The sequence below is a fragment of the Streptomyces sp. NPDC096310 genome (assembly GCF_044763125.1).
Taxonomy (GTDB): domain Bacteria; phylum Actinomycetota; class Actinomycetes; order Streptomycetales; family Streptomycetaceae; genus Streptomyces.
On the sequence record NZ_JBIWFO010000013.1, the window covers coordinates 1 to 14134 of the forward strand.

The following is a 14134-nucleotide window of genomic DNA, read 5'->3' on the forward strand; positions in this document are numbered from 1 at the left end:
AGCGGAACCAACCGATCGGAATAAGACCAGTGGTTCACAGCGTCCTCGCTGTGTTTACTACAAAGGAACCTCAACCCACCGGACAGAGCCGGTAGGTCGGGGTATCAACATATCTGGCGTTGACTTTTGGCACGCTGTTGAGTTCTCAAGGAACGGACGCTTCCTTCGTACTCACCCCTGCGGGCTTTCCTCCGGGCGCTTCCCTTCGGTCTTTCATTTTGTTCTGTACTTCGTTCCTACGTTTCCGACTCTATCAGACTCTTTCGTGTCCGATTCCCCGTCGGAGCGGGGTTCGCTTTCCAGTTCTTCGCTTTCGCGCTTTCCCTTTCCAGCGATTCCGACTCTACCAGATTCATTCGGCATGTTCTGCCTCAAGAATTCCGGTGGCCTTTGGATTGGCCTTTTGTCTTTCGACGGACCCGACTTTAACAGAAGCGAGCCGACAGAATTTCACCGGCCAAAACAATCTGCTGGTCGAATCGAGAAGGGCTCCGTGGGAATCCAGTCCCACCGGGCGCCGTGTAGATGTTATGTGGCCGACTCGAAGCTTGTCCAACTCCGAGGCAACCGTTCAAATCTACCTCCCCACTCCGACCGTGTCAACGGTTTTTGTGGGGCGAAGAGGAGACTAACAGGTCGAGTACGCCCCACGCACATCAGGCGGCGACGGGAAGCCGCGCGCTGCGCTCCGTGGCGTCCAGGTCGCCCGTCTCGCCCTCCCGTACCGCCCTGCCGCCGAGGATGTAGACGTAGGCGAGGAAGGCCAGTTCGGCGACGACTCCGATGGTGATCCGCGCCCAGGTGGGCAGGCCGGACGGGGTGACGAAACCTTCGATCACGCCCGATACGAAGAGGACCAGCGCCAGGCCGAGTGCCATGCCGAGTGCGGCGCGGCCCTGTTGGGCCATGGCTGTCCGGCGGCTGTAAGGGCCCGGGTCGATCAGGGTCCATCCGAGACGCAGCCCCGTGCCGGCCGCGACGAAGACCGCCGTCAGTTCGAGCAGGCCGTGGGGGAGGATCAGGCCGAGGAACGTGTCGAGGCGGCCCGCCGAGGACATCAGCCCGATGCCGACGCCCAGGTTGAGGACGTTGACGAAGAGGATCCAGATCACCGGCAGGCAGAGAAAGGCCCCCAGGACGAGGCACATGGCGGCGGCCTGCGCGTTGTTCGTCCAGACCTGCGCCGCGAACGACGCCGCCGGGTGGCTGGAGTAGTACGTCTCGTACTCGCCGCCCGGACGGGTCATCCTGCGCAGGTCCTCGGGCGCCCCGATCGCCGCCTGCACTTCGGGGTGGACGCCTGTCCACCAGCCGATGGCGGCCGCGAGGAGAGTGCAGAGGAGCGCGGTCGGTATCCACCAGCGCCGCGCGCGGTAGACGGCGGCCGGGAATCCCGCCATCAGGAATCGCGCGACATCCCGCCAGCCGGCGCGTCGCGTGCCGGTGACTGTCGCGCGGGCCCGGGCCACGAGCTGGGTGAGGCGGGTGGTGAGTACGGGATCGGGCGCGCTGGACTGGATCAGCGAGAGATGCGTGGCGGTGCGCTGGTACAGGGCGACGAGTTCATCGGCCTCCGCGCCGGTGAGGCGTCGGCCGCGGCCCAGAAGGTGGTCCAGGCGGTCCCACTCGGCGCGGTGGCTGGTCACGAAGACATCGAGGTCCATGGTCGGCTACTGCTCCAGGCACTGTGCGTACGGTCCGTACCGCCGGCGTCGGCACGGCTGACTGCGGCGCGTTGTGGGCCAGCTTGGCAGACTGGCCCTCTCCAGGGCGGGGAAGGTCGGCGAAGGGTGGGCACCGGTGGATGAGCTTGTGACGGGCGACGCGGTCGTCCTGGGGCTGCGCCCGGCGCGGCTGCCGAGTCGGGCGCTGGCGACGGCGATCGATCTCGCGGTGGCCGGGGCGGCGTATCTGCTGGTGTCGGTCGGCATCATGCTGTCGACGGGTTCGCTGGACGAGGCGGCCGTCGCCGCCCTGGCCGTCGCCTCGTTCCTTCTGGTGCTGGTCGGCGGTCCGATCGCCGTGGAGACGCTCAGCCATGGGCGTTCGCTCGGCAAGATGGCCTGCGGGCTGCGGGTCGTACGGGACGACGGCGGGCCCATACGGTTCCGCCACGCGCTGGTGCGCGGGGCGATGGGCGTGGTGGAGATCCTTTTCTCGGTCGGGGTGGTCGCCTGTGTCGCGTCGCTGGTGTCGGCGCGGGGGCGGCGGATCGGGGATGTGTTCGCGGGGACCCTCGTCGTACGGGAGAGGGTGCCGACGCCGCACCGGGCGGCGGTGCCGCCGCCCCCGCCGTGGCTCGTGGGGCGCTTCGCCGAGCTGGACCTGTCTGCCGTACCGGACGATCTGTGGCTCGCGATACGTCAGTACCTGACGCGGATGGGGCAGCTCGACGCGGGCGTGAGCCGGTCGATGGCCGAACGTCTCGCGGGTGATCTGGCGACTCGTACGGGCACCCCGGCGCCCCGGGAGGTGCCCGCCGGCGCATATCTGGCGGCCGTCGTCAACGAGCGGCAGGCCAGGGACGCACGGCGCGCCTTCGGCCCCCGCGTCGGCGCCGCTCCGGCCCCTGTCGTACCCGAAGCCGGAGCCGGTTCTCCCGTGGTCTCCCCTCCCCCTCCTGCCGACCCTTCCGGAGACTCCCCCTCCGCCTCCGGCGACTCGTCTTCCGTCCCGCCCGCCACCGGGTTCGCCCCGCCCGCATAGGTACGGGGCGGGGCGGGTGTCGGCCTCGGCGTCAGGTCGGTGGTGACGGTGGGGTTTCGAGGTCTTCCAGCTCGATGCCGGGGGCCGAGAGCACGACGTCGCCGGCAATGTGAACGGTGTGCTGTTCACCGGTGTCCAGGGCGCTGACCTGGTACTCGTCCACGATCAGGGGCCCGTTGTCAGTGGTGTGCGCTTCACTGTTCACCAGGGCCCAGGACTGGTCGAGCGTGCGGGGGGCGAGGACCGGGTCCGTGAAGGCCACGAGGCGGACGCGCGTCGTGGGCGAGTCGGGGGTGAGGCGCAGGAGGCGGGTCGTCGCGACGAGAAAGGCGGGGGATGTGCCGGTGAAGGCGTGGGCCTTGACGTTGCCTTCCGTGGCGTGGGTGCCGGTGGGGTCGGTACGGACCCAGGTGACGCCTTCGAGGGCGGCGCCGCGGATCTGCCAGCTCGCCGCGTGGAGTTGAAGCCGGATGGGGCGGCCGAGTTCGTCGAGGGCCAGATCGACGGAGCCCGAGTGGTCGCCGGAGGGAGTGGTGATCTGGGAGACGTAGCGCCAGCCGGAGGGGCCGGGCGCGCAGTGGAAGTGTTCGTCACCGAGAGGGGTGTGATCGTGCGGGTCATGGAGCGAATAACGGCCGCGGGGCATGAGGCTTTCAGGTCCTTCATGTACTCGGCGGCTGACAGCACACCGCAGGGGAGCTGACAGCACACCGTATGTCCGGCGCTCCGGCCGTACACATCACGCACGGAACAAGCCCCCGACACGGGGGTGCGGGGGCCTGTTCTGTGAGGTGTGCGGTGCCGGGAGCCGGGGTGTGGATCAGTAGCGGTAGTGGTCCGGCTTGTACGGGCCCTCTACCTCGACGCCGATGTACGCGGCCTGCTCCGGGCGGAGGGTCGTCAGCTTCACACCGAGCGCGTCGAGGTGGAGACGGGCGACCTTCTCGTCCAGGGCCTTGGGGAGCACGTAGACGTCGGTCGGGTACTCCTCCGGCTTGGTGAAGAGCTCGATCTGGGCCAGGGTCTGGTCCGCGAACGAGTTCGACATCACGAAGGAGGGGTGGCCGGTCGCGTTGCCCAGGTTGAGCAGTCGGCCCTCGGACAGGACGATGAGCGTCTTGCCGTCGGGGAAGGTCCAGGTGTGGACCTGGGGCTTCACCTCGTCCTTGACGATGCCGTCGATCTTCGCGAGGCCGGCCATGTCGATCTCGTTGTCGAAGTGGCCGATGTTGCCGACGATCGCCTGGTGCTTCATCTTGGCCATGTCCGAGGCCATGATGATGTCCTTGTTGCCGGTCGTGGTGACAAAGATGTCGGCGATGGCGACGACGTCGTCCAGCGTCGAGACCTGGTAGCCGTCCATCGCGGCCTGGAGCGCGCAGATCGGGTCGATCTCGGTGATGATCACGCGGGCGCCCTGGCCGCGCAAGGACTCGGCGCAGCCCTTGCCGACGTCGCCGTAGCCGAAGACGACCGCGACCTTGCCGCCGATGAGGACGTCGGTGGCGCGGTTGATGCCGTCGATCAGCGAGTGGCGGCAGCCGTACTTGTTGTCGAACTTGGACTTGGTGACCGCGTCGTTGACGTTGATCGCCGGGAAGAGGAGGAGGCCGTCGCGCTGCATCTCGTACAGGCGGTGGACACCGGTCGTGGTCTCCTCGGTGACGCCGCGGATCTCGGACGCCAGCCGGGTCCACTTCTGCGGGTTCTCGGAGAGGGTGCGGTTCAGCAGGGTGAGGATGTGGCCGTACTCCTCGCTGTCCGCCGTCGACGGGTCCGGTGCCTCGCCGGCCTTCTCGAACTCGACGCCCTTGTGGACCAGGAGGGTGGCGTCACCGCCGTCGTCCAGGATCATGTTCGGGCCGCCGGTGGGCGTGTTGGGCCACGTGAGGGCCTGCTCCGTGCACCACCAGTACTCCTCCAGCGTCTCGCCCTTCCAGGCGAAGACGGGGACGCCCTTGGGGTCCTCCGGGGTGCCCTCGGCGCCGACCGCGATGGCGGCGGCGGCGTGGTCCTGGGTGGAGAAGATGTTGCAGGATGCCCAGCGGACGTCGGCGCCGAGCGCGGTCAGGGTCTCGATGAGGACCGCGGTCTGCACGGTCATGTGCAGCGAGCCGGTGATACGGGCGCCGGCCAGGGGCTGCGTCGCCGCGTACTCCTTGCGGATCGACATCAGGCCGGGCATCTCGTGCTCGGCGAGCGTGATCTCCTTGCGGCCGAACTCGGCGAGCGAGAGGTCGGCGACCTTGAAGTCCTGTCGGTTGGCGACAGTCGTCATAACGAGCTGCTCCTCGTAAATCGGGTCGAGGGTGGGTACGTACGGCTGACTCTGCGGCGGCGGGCATACGAATGCCCGGGCTACGCGGGGCAGTCCGTCGGAGGCCCTCTCTCCCTCGGCCGGTCCACAGGGCGGACCGCCCGACCGCCATCAGCAGCGACGTCTGGCTCTGGTCACGAATCTACACCGGTCGGCCCAGTGACCTACAGCCGAACCGGGAAGGGAGCGGTACCTGTATGCGGAGGGACACGTGGGAGGCGCGGGAGAGACACGGTGGAGGGGTGGGTTCAGGGAGGGACGTACAGCAGGAGGAGGCAGGAGGGGAGGCGGGGCTGTGCCGGATGAGGCAGCCGGTCGCGCTCTCCCTCGCCGCTCTCCCTCCTGCTCCGTCCACCCTGTCTATGCCGTCTGCTTCGTCTACTTGCCTACTTCGTCGTGTCCGGGGGCGTGGGGGCGTCCTTGGCCGGGTTGGTGCCCGCGGCCGCTGCCGAGGCGCTGTAGATGTCCGGCTCCAGGTAGATGACCCGGGCGATCGGGACGGCCTCGCGGATACGGGACTCGGCCGCGTTGATCGCGGCGGCGACCTCGGCCGCCGTGTCGTCGTGCTCCACCGCGATCTTCGCCGCGACCAGCAGTTCCTCGGGGCCGAGGTGGAGCGTACGCATGTGGATGATGCCTGTCACGACATCGCCGTCGACGATGGCGTCCTTGATCTTCTCGATGTCGTCCGTGCCCGCGGCCTCGCCGAGCAGCAGCGACTTCGTCTCGGCCGCGAGGACCAGGGCGATCACGATGAGGAGGACACCGATGCAGAGTGTGCCGATGCCGTCCCAGATGCCGTCGCCGGTCGCCAGGGCGATACCGACGCCGCCGAGGGCGAGGACCAGACCGATCAGAGCGCCGAAGTCCTCCAGCAGGACGACGGGCAGTTCGGGAGCCTTGGCCCGGCGGATGAAGTCCTTCCAGGAGAGCGAGCCACGCGTGGCGTTGGACTCCTGGATGGCCGTACGGAAGGAGATGGACTCGGCGATGATCGCGAAGACCAGTACCCCGACCGGCCAGTACCACGCCTCGATCTCGTGCGGGTGCTTGATCTTCTCGTAGCCCTCGTAGATCGCGAACATGCCGCCGACCGAGAACAGCACGATGGAGACGAGGAAGGCGTAGATGTAGCGCTCGCGCCCGTAGCCGAAGGGGTGCTCGGGTGTCGCCTCGCGCTTCGCCTTCTTGCCGCCGAGGAGGAGCAGCCCCTGGTTGCCGGAGTCGGCGAGGGAGTGCACGCCCTCGGCGAGCATCGACGAGGACCCGCTGAAGGCGAATGCCACGAACTTGGCTACTGCGATCGCGAGGTTGGCGCCGAGCGCCGCCACGATCGCCTTGGTTCCGCCGGACGCGCTCATGGGTGCGTGGTGTCCCTTCCTTGGTCTGCGGCCCTGGCGCCGCCGTACGGCGGGACATTGTTGCAGCCGCGGGGGCGGCGGGTGGATCAGGCCACGACTGTGGCGCGGAACACCGTGCCGGTACCGGACAGTTCGGCCTTTTCACCCGCCGGGACGAAGACCGCGCCGCCGGGCGCCAGCGCGAGGCCGCCCGCGCGGGGGGCGCCCGCCGTGCAGAGCAGGATCTGCGGGGTGTCCGTAGTGAGGTCGCGGGGCGCGGCGCCCGGCGCGAGGGTGAAGCGGGAGAGCCGGAACTCGTCGATGGGGGTCTCGTACAGCTCCTCGCCGGACGCGGACGCCTCGGGGCGCAGGATGTTCGGCTCGGTCGCCTCGAAGCGCACGATACGGAGGAGTTCGGGGACGTCCACGTGCTTGGGGGTGAGGCCGCAGCGCAGGACGTTGTCCGAGTTGGCCATGATCTCGACGCCGAGGCCGTCGAGGTACGCGTGCGGTACCCCGGCGCCGAGGAAGAGCGCCTCGCCCGGCTGGAGTTGTACGTGGTTCAGCAGCATGGCGGCGATGACGCCGGGGTCGCCCGGGTAGTGGCGGGCGATCGACGCGTACGGGGCGTACGCGCCGCCGAGCCGGTCGGCGGCGGCAGCGGCCTCGGTGACCGTGGCGGCCATCTCGTCCGGGTCGGCGCCCAGCACGGCGGTCAGGACCTCGCGCAGCGCGGCCTCTTCGGGGTGGGCGTGCAGCAGGTCGACGTACGGCTTGAGCGCGTCGACGTCGAGCCGCGCGAGCAGGCCGGCGGCCTCCTCGGGCGCGCGGAAGCCGCAGAGCCCTTCGAAGGGGGTGAGCGCGCAGATCAGTTCGGGCTTGTGGTTGGCGTCCTTGTAGTTGCGGTGCGGGGCGTCGACGGGGACGCCGCGGCGCTCCTCGTCCGCGAACCCCTGCCGCGCCTGGTCGAGGTCGGGGTGGACCTGGAGGGAGAGCGGCGATCCGGCGGCGAGCAGTTTGAGCAGGAAGGGCAGCCGGGGGCCGAACTTCCGCGTGGTGGCCGTACCGAGCTCGGCCTCGGGGCCGGCGTCGATGATGTCCGAGAGGGCCTGCTCGCCGGCGCCGTGGCCGCGGTCGAGCCGCGAGGGGGCGCCGGGGTGGGCGCCGAGCCACATCTCGGCCTGCGGCTCGCCCGTGGGAGGGGTGCCGAGCAGTTCCGGGATGGCGGTGGTCGAGCCCCAGGCGTAGGGGCGCACGGTGTTGGAGAGGCGGTCCATGGGGTGAGCCTTCTGGTGCGAGGTGGCGGCGCGGTGGCGGTGGGGTGGTGTCCGGGTGGCGACGCGGTGGTGTGGTGGTGGGGTGGCGACACGGTGGTGGTGTGGTGGTGGGGTGGCGATGCGCTGGGTGGTGTCGCGGCGCCGAGGGGCGTACGGGTGCGCGGGGCGCGTGCCGTGTGCCAGGGGGCGCCGCGCGCGCTGGGCGTGAGGTCAGGCGGGGGTGGTGCCCGCGGCGAGTGCCAGGTAGACCGTGGCGAAGTCGGTGACGGCGATCAGCTCGGCCAGGGCCTCGATCTCGGTGCCCTCCTCCGGCTCCAGTTCGCTGATGGGCGTCTCGTGGCCGAGGGCGAGTTCCCGCGCGGCGGGGGCGGCGGTCAGGCCGCCGACCGGGCGGTCCCTGAGCAGGACGACCCGGGCGCGCAGCGCCTGGCTCTCCTCGACCCGGTCGCGGAAGAAGTCGTCGGGGTCGGCGCCGCCGGCGAGGTCACCGGCGAGCAGCGTCCCGTGGGCCTGGAGCGCCTCGGGCAGCTCGGCGGCGAGCGCGGGGCGGCCGGTCAGCTCGGCCAGTACGGCGGCGAAGCGGCGCCCGGCGGGGGCCGCAGCCGTCCCCTCCGTCCAGATCAGCGGGAGGCTGTCGGCCAGTTCGGCGGCGAGGGTCTTGGCGGGGTTGCTGTATGTGACGACGGCCGGTCCGCAGCGTTCGGCGGTACGGTCCAGCCGGTCGGCGACGAGCTGAAGGCTCTCCGGCGGCGCGGTGAGCAGCCCGACCCGGTCGAGCAGCACGAGCAGCGGGACGAGCAGGGCCCAGAGCGCGCCGGGGCCGGTCACCCGGGTGTCCTCCTCGACGGAGTTCTCCCACTCGTTCGGCGCTGTCGCCATCGGTACGACGAGTCCGTGCGTACCGCCGAGCGACTCGCTCAGCGGGGAGTGTCCCGGCGCGACGGCGACGACCGTGCAGCCGCGCCGGTACGCCTGCTCGGCGAGGAGCGCCAGGCCGGGTTCGCTGCCGTCCGTGGTGGCGATCAGCAGCAGGTCCACGGGGCCGGCCCAGCCCGGCAGCGCCCAGCGCAGGGCTCCGGCGGCGGGGGCGACGCCGGTGGGCAGGATCCGGGTCACGGGCGCGGCTCCGCCGGCCAGGGCGGCCACGAGATCGGCGGCGCCGGTCGCGGCGGCACCGGAACCGGCGATCAGTACGGCGCGGGGGCGGCCCTCGGGCGCCAGTTCGCCGACGCCGGCCTCGGCGGTCCGCCGCAGGGCGGTACGGACCCGGGCCCCGGCCTCGGCGGCGTCACGGAGCAGACCGCGGTGGTCGGCGCGGGTGAGCGCGTCGGGGGCGTCGAGCAGCGACTCGTCGAGCATGAGGGGTGGGCCTCCGCTGGTGTGGCACGTGAGCAGGGCTGGTCTGGTGTGAGCAGGGCCGGCGTGTCGGCAGGACCGGCGAGAGCGGCGCTCGCGTGAGCGGCACTCGTACGAGGCGTACGTGCGCGGGCGTGGCCGCTTACGCGGGGCGGCGTGCCTCGTCCACGAGGAGCACCGGGATGTCGTCCCTGACCGGGTACGCCAGGCCGCACGCCTCGCCGGTGCAGACCAGCTCGGGGGTCTCGTCCGAGGTGCGGTCGCTGAGCGGCGCGTGACAGGCCGGGCAGGCCAGGATCTCCAGGAGGCCGGCTTCGAGCGGCATGGGGTGGTGTCCCTTCGAACAGGTGGATAGACGCTTGTCAGCCTACCGCCGGTGGGCCCCGCGCCCGCCGTCCCCGGGCGGGCGGGCAGGGACGGCGGGGCGTGTGCGGGGACGGCGGGGCGTGTGCGGGGACGGCGGGGCGTGGTGGCACCACCCCGGGTCGCCACGGGGTGGTGCCACCCGTCGGGCGCAAGGGTTGTCCACGGGTCCGCGGTCAGGGGCAGGTGCGGGTCAGCCCCTGATGAGGGCCAGGGTTTCGTCCCGCAGCCTCGCCATCGTCCCCTCGTCCCGCGCCTCGACGTTCAGGCGCAGCAGCGGTTCGGTGTTGGAGGGGCGGACGTTGAGCCACCAGTCCGCCGTGGCCACCGTCAGACCGTCCAGGTCGTCGAGGGTGACCCCGTCGCGCGGCGCGAACGCCGCGCGGACCGCCGCCATCCGCGCCTCCTGGTCGTCCACCGTGGAGTTGATCTCGCCCGAGCCCGCGTAGCGGTCGTACGAGGAGACCAGTTCCGAGAGCGGGCCGTCCTGGCCGCCGAGGGCCGCCAGGACGTGGAGCGCGGCGAGCATGCCCGTGTCCGCATTCCAGAAGTCGCGGAAGTAGTAGTGCGCGGAGTGCTCGCCGCCGAAGACCGCGCCCGTCGTGGCCATCTCCTGCTTGATGAAGGAGTGGCCGACGCGGGTACGGACCGGGGTGCCGCCGTTCTCCCTGACGACCTCGGGGACCGACCAGGACGTGATCAGGTTGTGGATGACCGTCGCGCCCGGGTGCTTGGCCAGTTCGCGGGCGGCGACCAGGGCGGTGATCGCGGACGGGGAGACACCCCGGCCGCGCTCGTCCACGACGAAGCAGCGGTCCGCGTCGCCGTCGAAGGCCAGGCCGAGGTCGGCGCCCTCGGCGAGCACGCGGGCCTGGAGGTCGACGAGGTTCTTCGGGTCCAGCGGGTTCGCCTCGTGGTTCGGGAACGTACCGTCCAACTCGAAGTACAGGGGCACGACATCGAGCGGCAGGCCGGCGAAGACGGTCGGGACCGTGTGGCCGCCCATGCCGTTGCCCGCGTCCACGACGACCTTCAGCGGGCGGATCGCGGAGAGATCGACCAAGGAGAGGAGATACGCGGCGTAATCCTCCAACGTGTCACGCTGCGTGAGGGTTCCCGCCGTCTCCGGCGCCTCCCCCGTGGCGGCGGTCCCAGAGGCGGCGGCCCCCATGGCGGCGGCCCCCATGGCGGCGCTCCCGGGGGCTTCCGGCGCCCCGGCCGGCAGCCAACTCTCCACGAGGGCGCGGATCTCCGCGAGCCCCGTGTCCCGGCCCACCGGCGCCGCACCCGCGCGGCACATCTTGATGCCGTTGTACCGGGCCGGGTTGTGCGACGCGGTGAACATCGCACCGGGGATGTTCATGTTCCCGGACGCGAAGTAGAGCTGGTCCGTGGAGCACAGCCCGATGAGGGTGGCGTCCGCTCCGCGCGCGCGGGCGCCCCGGGCGAAGGCCGCCGCGAGAGCCGGCGAGGAGGGCCGCATGTCGTGACCGACGACGATGGCCCGGGCGGCGGTGACCTCGGCGAAGGCGGCGCCGAACAGTTCGGCGAGCCGGTCGTCGAGCTGGTCCGGGTAGACGCCTCGTACGTCGTACGCCTTCACGATCTGCGCCACACTCGACGCGTTCGACGCGTTCGACGCGTTCAACGCACTCTTCCCGTTCGTCGCATGCGGCACAGGTGAAACATCGGCCACGGTCACGCCCTCCAGAGGTTCCTGTCACTGCGGTCGGATCAGCGCGCTCCGTTCAGCGCGGTAAGTCGGTTCAAACTACCCGGCCGGGTGACACCGTTAAGGCAGCATCCACCCCAGTACGGCCGTACTCTGCCCCACCACGATCAGGCACATCACCAGGAGCAGTCCCAGACTCCACGGCAGCACCTTGCGCAGCACGTCCCCCTCCTTGCCCGCCAACCCCACCGCCGCGCACGCGATCGTCAGATTCTGCGGGGAGATCATCTTGCCGAGCACGCCCCCGGAGCTGTTCGCGGCGGCCAGCAGCTCCGGCGCGAGGCCCGACTGGTGCGCCGCCGTCACCTGGAGCGCGCCGAACAGGGCGTTGGCCGAGGTGTCCGAGCCGGAGACCGCGACACCGAACCAGCCGAGGATCGGCGAGAGGAACGCGAGCCCGGCGCCCGCCGCCGCGACGAAGTGGCCGATGGTCGCCGCCTGCCCGGACAGGTTCATGACGTACGCGAGGGCCAGTACCGAGGTGACGGTGAGGATCGCGTACCGCAGTTCGTGCACGGTCGCCGCCCACTCGCGGGCCGCGTCCGCCGCCCGTACACCCAGCACCACGGCGGTGATCAGCCCGGCGAGGAGCACGAGGGTGCCGCCGGTGCCGACGAGGGGCAGCGTGAACACATTGGCCCCGACCCGCTCGCCGCCGGGGTTCGCGACATCGAGGAACGGCCAGTCGAAGACCTGTGTCGCCTTGGCCAGCAGTTCCTTGACGGGCGGGATCTGCGCGACGGAGAAGATCACGACGATCAGGGCGTACGGAGCGTAGGCGCGCACCACTTCGGGGCGCGGGTCGTCCTGGCCCAGGTCCTCGCTCGGTACCCCGGTGAGTACGGCGGCGCGTACCGGCTCGGCCGCCGGCCGGCGGGCCGAGGGCAACGCGACCAGCGCCGCCGCTCCCGCCAGCGCGGCCGCGATGTCGGCGAGTTGGGCGGAGAGAAAATTGGCGGCCGCGAACTGCGCGACGGCGAAGGCGACTCCGCACGCCAGCGCGGGCGCCCATGTCTCGCGCAGCCCTCGTCGGCCGTCGACGAGTCCGATGAGCACCAGCGGTACGACGAGGGCGAGGAGCGGGGTCTGCCGGCCGACGACGGAGGCGACCGTGTCCAGCGGCAATCCGGTGACCTGGGCGAGCGTCACGACCGGTGTGCCCATCGCACCGAAGGCCACGGGCGCGGTGTTGGCGACGAGCGAGACGACGGCGGCCTTGACCGGGTCGAACCCGAGCGCCACCAGCATCACCGAACAGATCGCGACCGGCGCGCCGAACCCCGCGAGCGCTTCGAGGAGCGCGCCGAAGCAGAACGCGATGACGAGCGCCTGGATACGCGGGTCGTCGGAGAGGCGTCCGAACGAGCGCCGCAGGATGTCGAAGTGCTGGGTCCTGACCGTCATCCGGTAGACCCAGAGGGCGTTGACGACGATCCACATGATGGGGAAGAGCCCGAAGAGCACGCCCTGCGCGCCGGCCGACACCGTCTGGCCGAGGGGCATCGCGAAGGCGGCACAGGCGACGAGTACGGCGACGGCGAGACCGATGAGTCCGGCGAGATGGGCCCGCATACGCACGCCACCGAGCAGGATCAGCACGGTGGCGAGGGGGAGAGCGGCGACGAGGGCGGAGAGTGCGAGCGAATCGGCGACAGGTTCCAGTTGCTGTACGAACACGACAGTCCTCCGGAATTCCGCGATACGGAAAGTGATCTCTCACGAGTGGAGGAATGGTCGTGTCCGCGCCAAGTGAAGGTCAATGGCCCGTGCAGGATCCGTAGCGGAAACCCCCCGCGTCAGCGGAATCCGAAACCCCGGCAACCACGCGGGGACGGCGGTGCGCATACCCCGTAATCCGGGCAAAACCAGCGGTGCGCGCACCCAGCGCCCCGGCAGAACCAGCGGTGCGTACGCCTCAGGACTCCGGGGAGCGCAGCACCCGGAGATGGCCCCGGCGCCCGACCTCCATCGGATCCGCCCCGCGTGCGCCCTTTCCGCCACCCTCGGGCGACCGCTCCGGCGGCCGGGCCGCCTCCCGTACGGCGTTGGCCAGCGCTTCGAGATCGTCGCCGCTCGGCTGCGCGGGGGCCGAGCCGTCCGTCAGCCGGACGACCTCCCAGCCACGCGGCGCGGTCAGCCGCTCACTGTGCTCCGCACACAGGTCGTAGCAGTGAGGCTCGGCGTAGGTGGCGAGCGGGCCGAGGACCGCGGTCGAGTCGGCATAGACGTACGTCAGTGTCGCGACAGCAGGGCGGCCGCACGCGGTGCGCGAACAGCGACGTACAGGGCTCACGATGTTGGACGGTACCGCACTCTTGAGCGGGCTGCGACGACTCGCCACCAGGTCACTCCACCGTGTCGCGGCGTGATATCCCGTACAAGTTGGCCGGAATCAACTGCCCTGACCTGCACGGAAAGAGACGTGACCGGTCGACGACAGCCCGTCATGCGGTCGCGACTTGGGACAAACCCGTCAAGGAAGGCGTGATCGACGATCACGCGTACGCCGGGAAGCGAGCTGAAGCTTGGCCTGAATGTTCAATATGCGACATGGCGTCCGACAGGGTTCGGGCCTCGATGACGGGGCGCCGCGGGGAGCTACCCTGCGTCAGTGATGGACAGTCCAGTACCGCCCCGTTCGCCCGAGCCACGGCCGCGCCGCCGCGACCGCCACGGCCGCGGGATGCGCGGGCCGGTCGCCCCGCCCCAGGTGCCGCTCTCGACCAGCCGCTCGGAGTCCTTCCGCGATCTCGTACGGGACTCCGTGGACCGGCTGGAGCGGCGCTGGCCGCAGCTCTCCGATGTCGACTTCCTGGTCATGGAGGTGCCCAGCACCCTGGAGGACACCGTTCCGCTGGGCAGCTCGGCTGCGGCGGGCAAGGACCGACCGGCACGGATCATCGTCTACCGCCGGCCCGTGGAGCTCCGTACCAAGAACCGTGACGACCGCGCGCTCCTGGTGCACGAGGTCGTCGTCGAGCAGGTCGCGGAGCTGCTGGGGCTGGCGCCGGAGTCCGTCGACCCCCGGTACGGCCAGGAGTGA

12 protein-coding genes are annotated in these 14134 nt (G+C 70.7%); 2 read left to right on the plus strand and 10 right to left on the minus strand.

The window, feature by feature from the left end; translation table 11 throughout:
- Positions 1–656: 656 nt before the first annotated feature.
- Positions 657–1664 (minus strand): stage II sporulation protein M, encoded by a 1008-nt coding sequence (locus ACIQ7D_RS22990; protein ID WP_403940346.1) that lies wholly within the window; start codon positions 1662–1664, stop codon positions 657–659.
- A gap of 136 nt (positions 1665–1800) precedes the next feature.
- Here ACIQ7D_RS22990 and ACIQ7D_RS22995 point away from each other — a divergent pair, with 136 nt between their 5' ends.
- Positions 1801–2706 (plus strand): RDD family protein, encoded by a 906-nt coding sequence (locus tag ACIQ7D_RS22995; protein WP_403940348.1) that lies wholly within the window; start codon positions 1801–1803, stop codon positions 2704–2706.
- Between the two features lie 31 nt (positions 2707–2737).
- Here ACIQ7D_RS22995 and ACIQ7D_RS23000 read toward each other — a convergent pair whose 3' ends face one another.
- The 9 genes from ACIQ7D_RS23000 to ACIQ7D_RS23040 form a co-directional block, all read right to left on the minus strand.
- Positions 2738–3352: a hypothetical protein gene (locus tag ACIQ7D_RS23000; protein ID WP_403940350.1), complete on the minus strand. Its 615-nt coding sequence runs from the start codon at positions 3350–3352 to the stop codon at positions 2738–2740.
- 174 nt (positions 3353–3526) lie between these two features.
- Entirely contained in the window at positions 3527–4984 is a 1458-nt protein-coding gene (ahcY, locus tag ACIQ7D_RS23005; RefSeq protein ID WP_403940352.1) for an adenosylhomocysteinase, read from the minus strand.
- A 425-nt stretch (positions 4985–5409) separates the two neighbouring features.
- Positions 5410–6384: a cation diffusion facilitator family transporter gene (locus ACIQ7D_RS23010; RefSeq protein ID WP_403940354.1), complete on the minus strand. Its 975-nt coding sequence runs from the start codon at positions 6382–6384 to the stop codon at positions 5410–5412.
- 86 nt (positions 6385–6470) lie between these two features.
- Positions 6471–7640: a mannose-6-phosphate isomerase, class I gene (gene manA, locus ACIQ7D_RS23015; protein ID WP_403940356.1), complete on the minus strand. Its 1170-nt coding sequence runs from the start codon at positions 7638–7640 to the stop codon at positions 6471–6473.
- Between the two features lie 210 nt (positions 7641–7850).
- The gene (locus ACIQ7D_RS23020; RefSeq protein ID WP_403940358.1) at positions 7851–8999 is read right to left on the minus strand and encodes an SIS domain-containing protein; all 1149 of its coding nucleotides are present in this window, start codon (positions 8997–8999) and stop codon (positions 7851–7853) included.
- A gap of 139 nt (positions 9000–9138) precedes the next feature.
- Positions 9139–9321 (minus strand): Trm112 family protein, encoded by a 183-nt coding sequence (locus ACIQ7D_RS23025; protein ID WP_385005294.1) that lies wholly within the window; start codon positions 9319–9321, stop codon positions 9139–9141.
- Between the two features lie 231 nt (positions 9322–9552).
- On the minus strand, positions 9553–11007 hold the full coding sequence (locus ACIQ7D_RS23030; RefSeq protein WP_403940361.1) for a phosphomannomutase/phosphoglucomutase: 1455 nt from the start codon (positions 11005–11007) through the stop codon (positions 9553–9555).
- Between the two features lie 144 nt (positions 11008–11151).
- Complete coding sequence (locus ACIQ7D_RS23035; protein WP_403940363.1) at positions 11152–12768, minus strand: L-lactate permease; 1617 nt, start codon at positions 12766–12768, stop codon at positions 11152–11154.
- 238 nt (positions 12769–13006) lie between these two features.
- Positions 13007–13432, minus strand: a complete 426-nt coding sequence (locus ACIQ7D_RS23040) for a DUF3499 domain-containing protein (protein ID WP_403940365.1) — start codon at positions 13430–13432, stop codon at positions 13007–13009.
- Between the two features lie 273 nt (positions 13433–13705).
- Here ACIQ7D_RS23040 and ACIQ7D_RS23045 point away from each other — a divergent pair, with 273 nt between their 5' ends.
- Positions 13706–14134, plus strand: coding sequence for a metallopeptidase family protein (locus ACIQ7D_RS23045; RefSeq protein ID WP_403940608.1), 429 nt, complete (start codon positions 13706–13708; stop codon positions 14132–14134).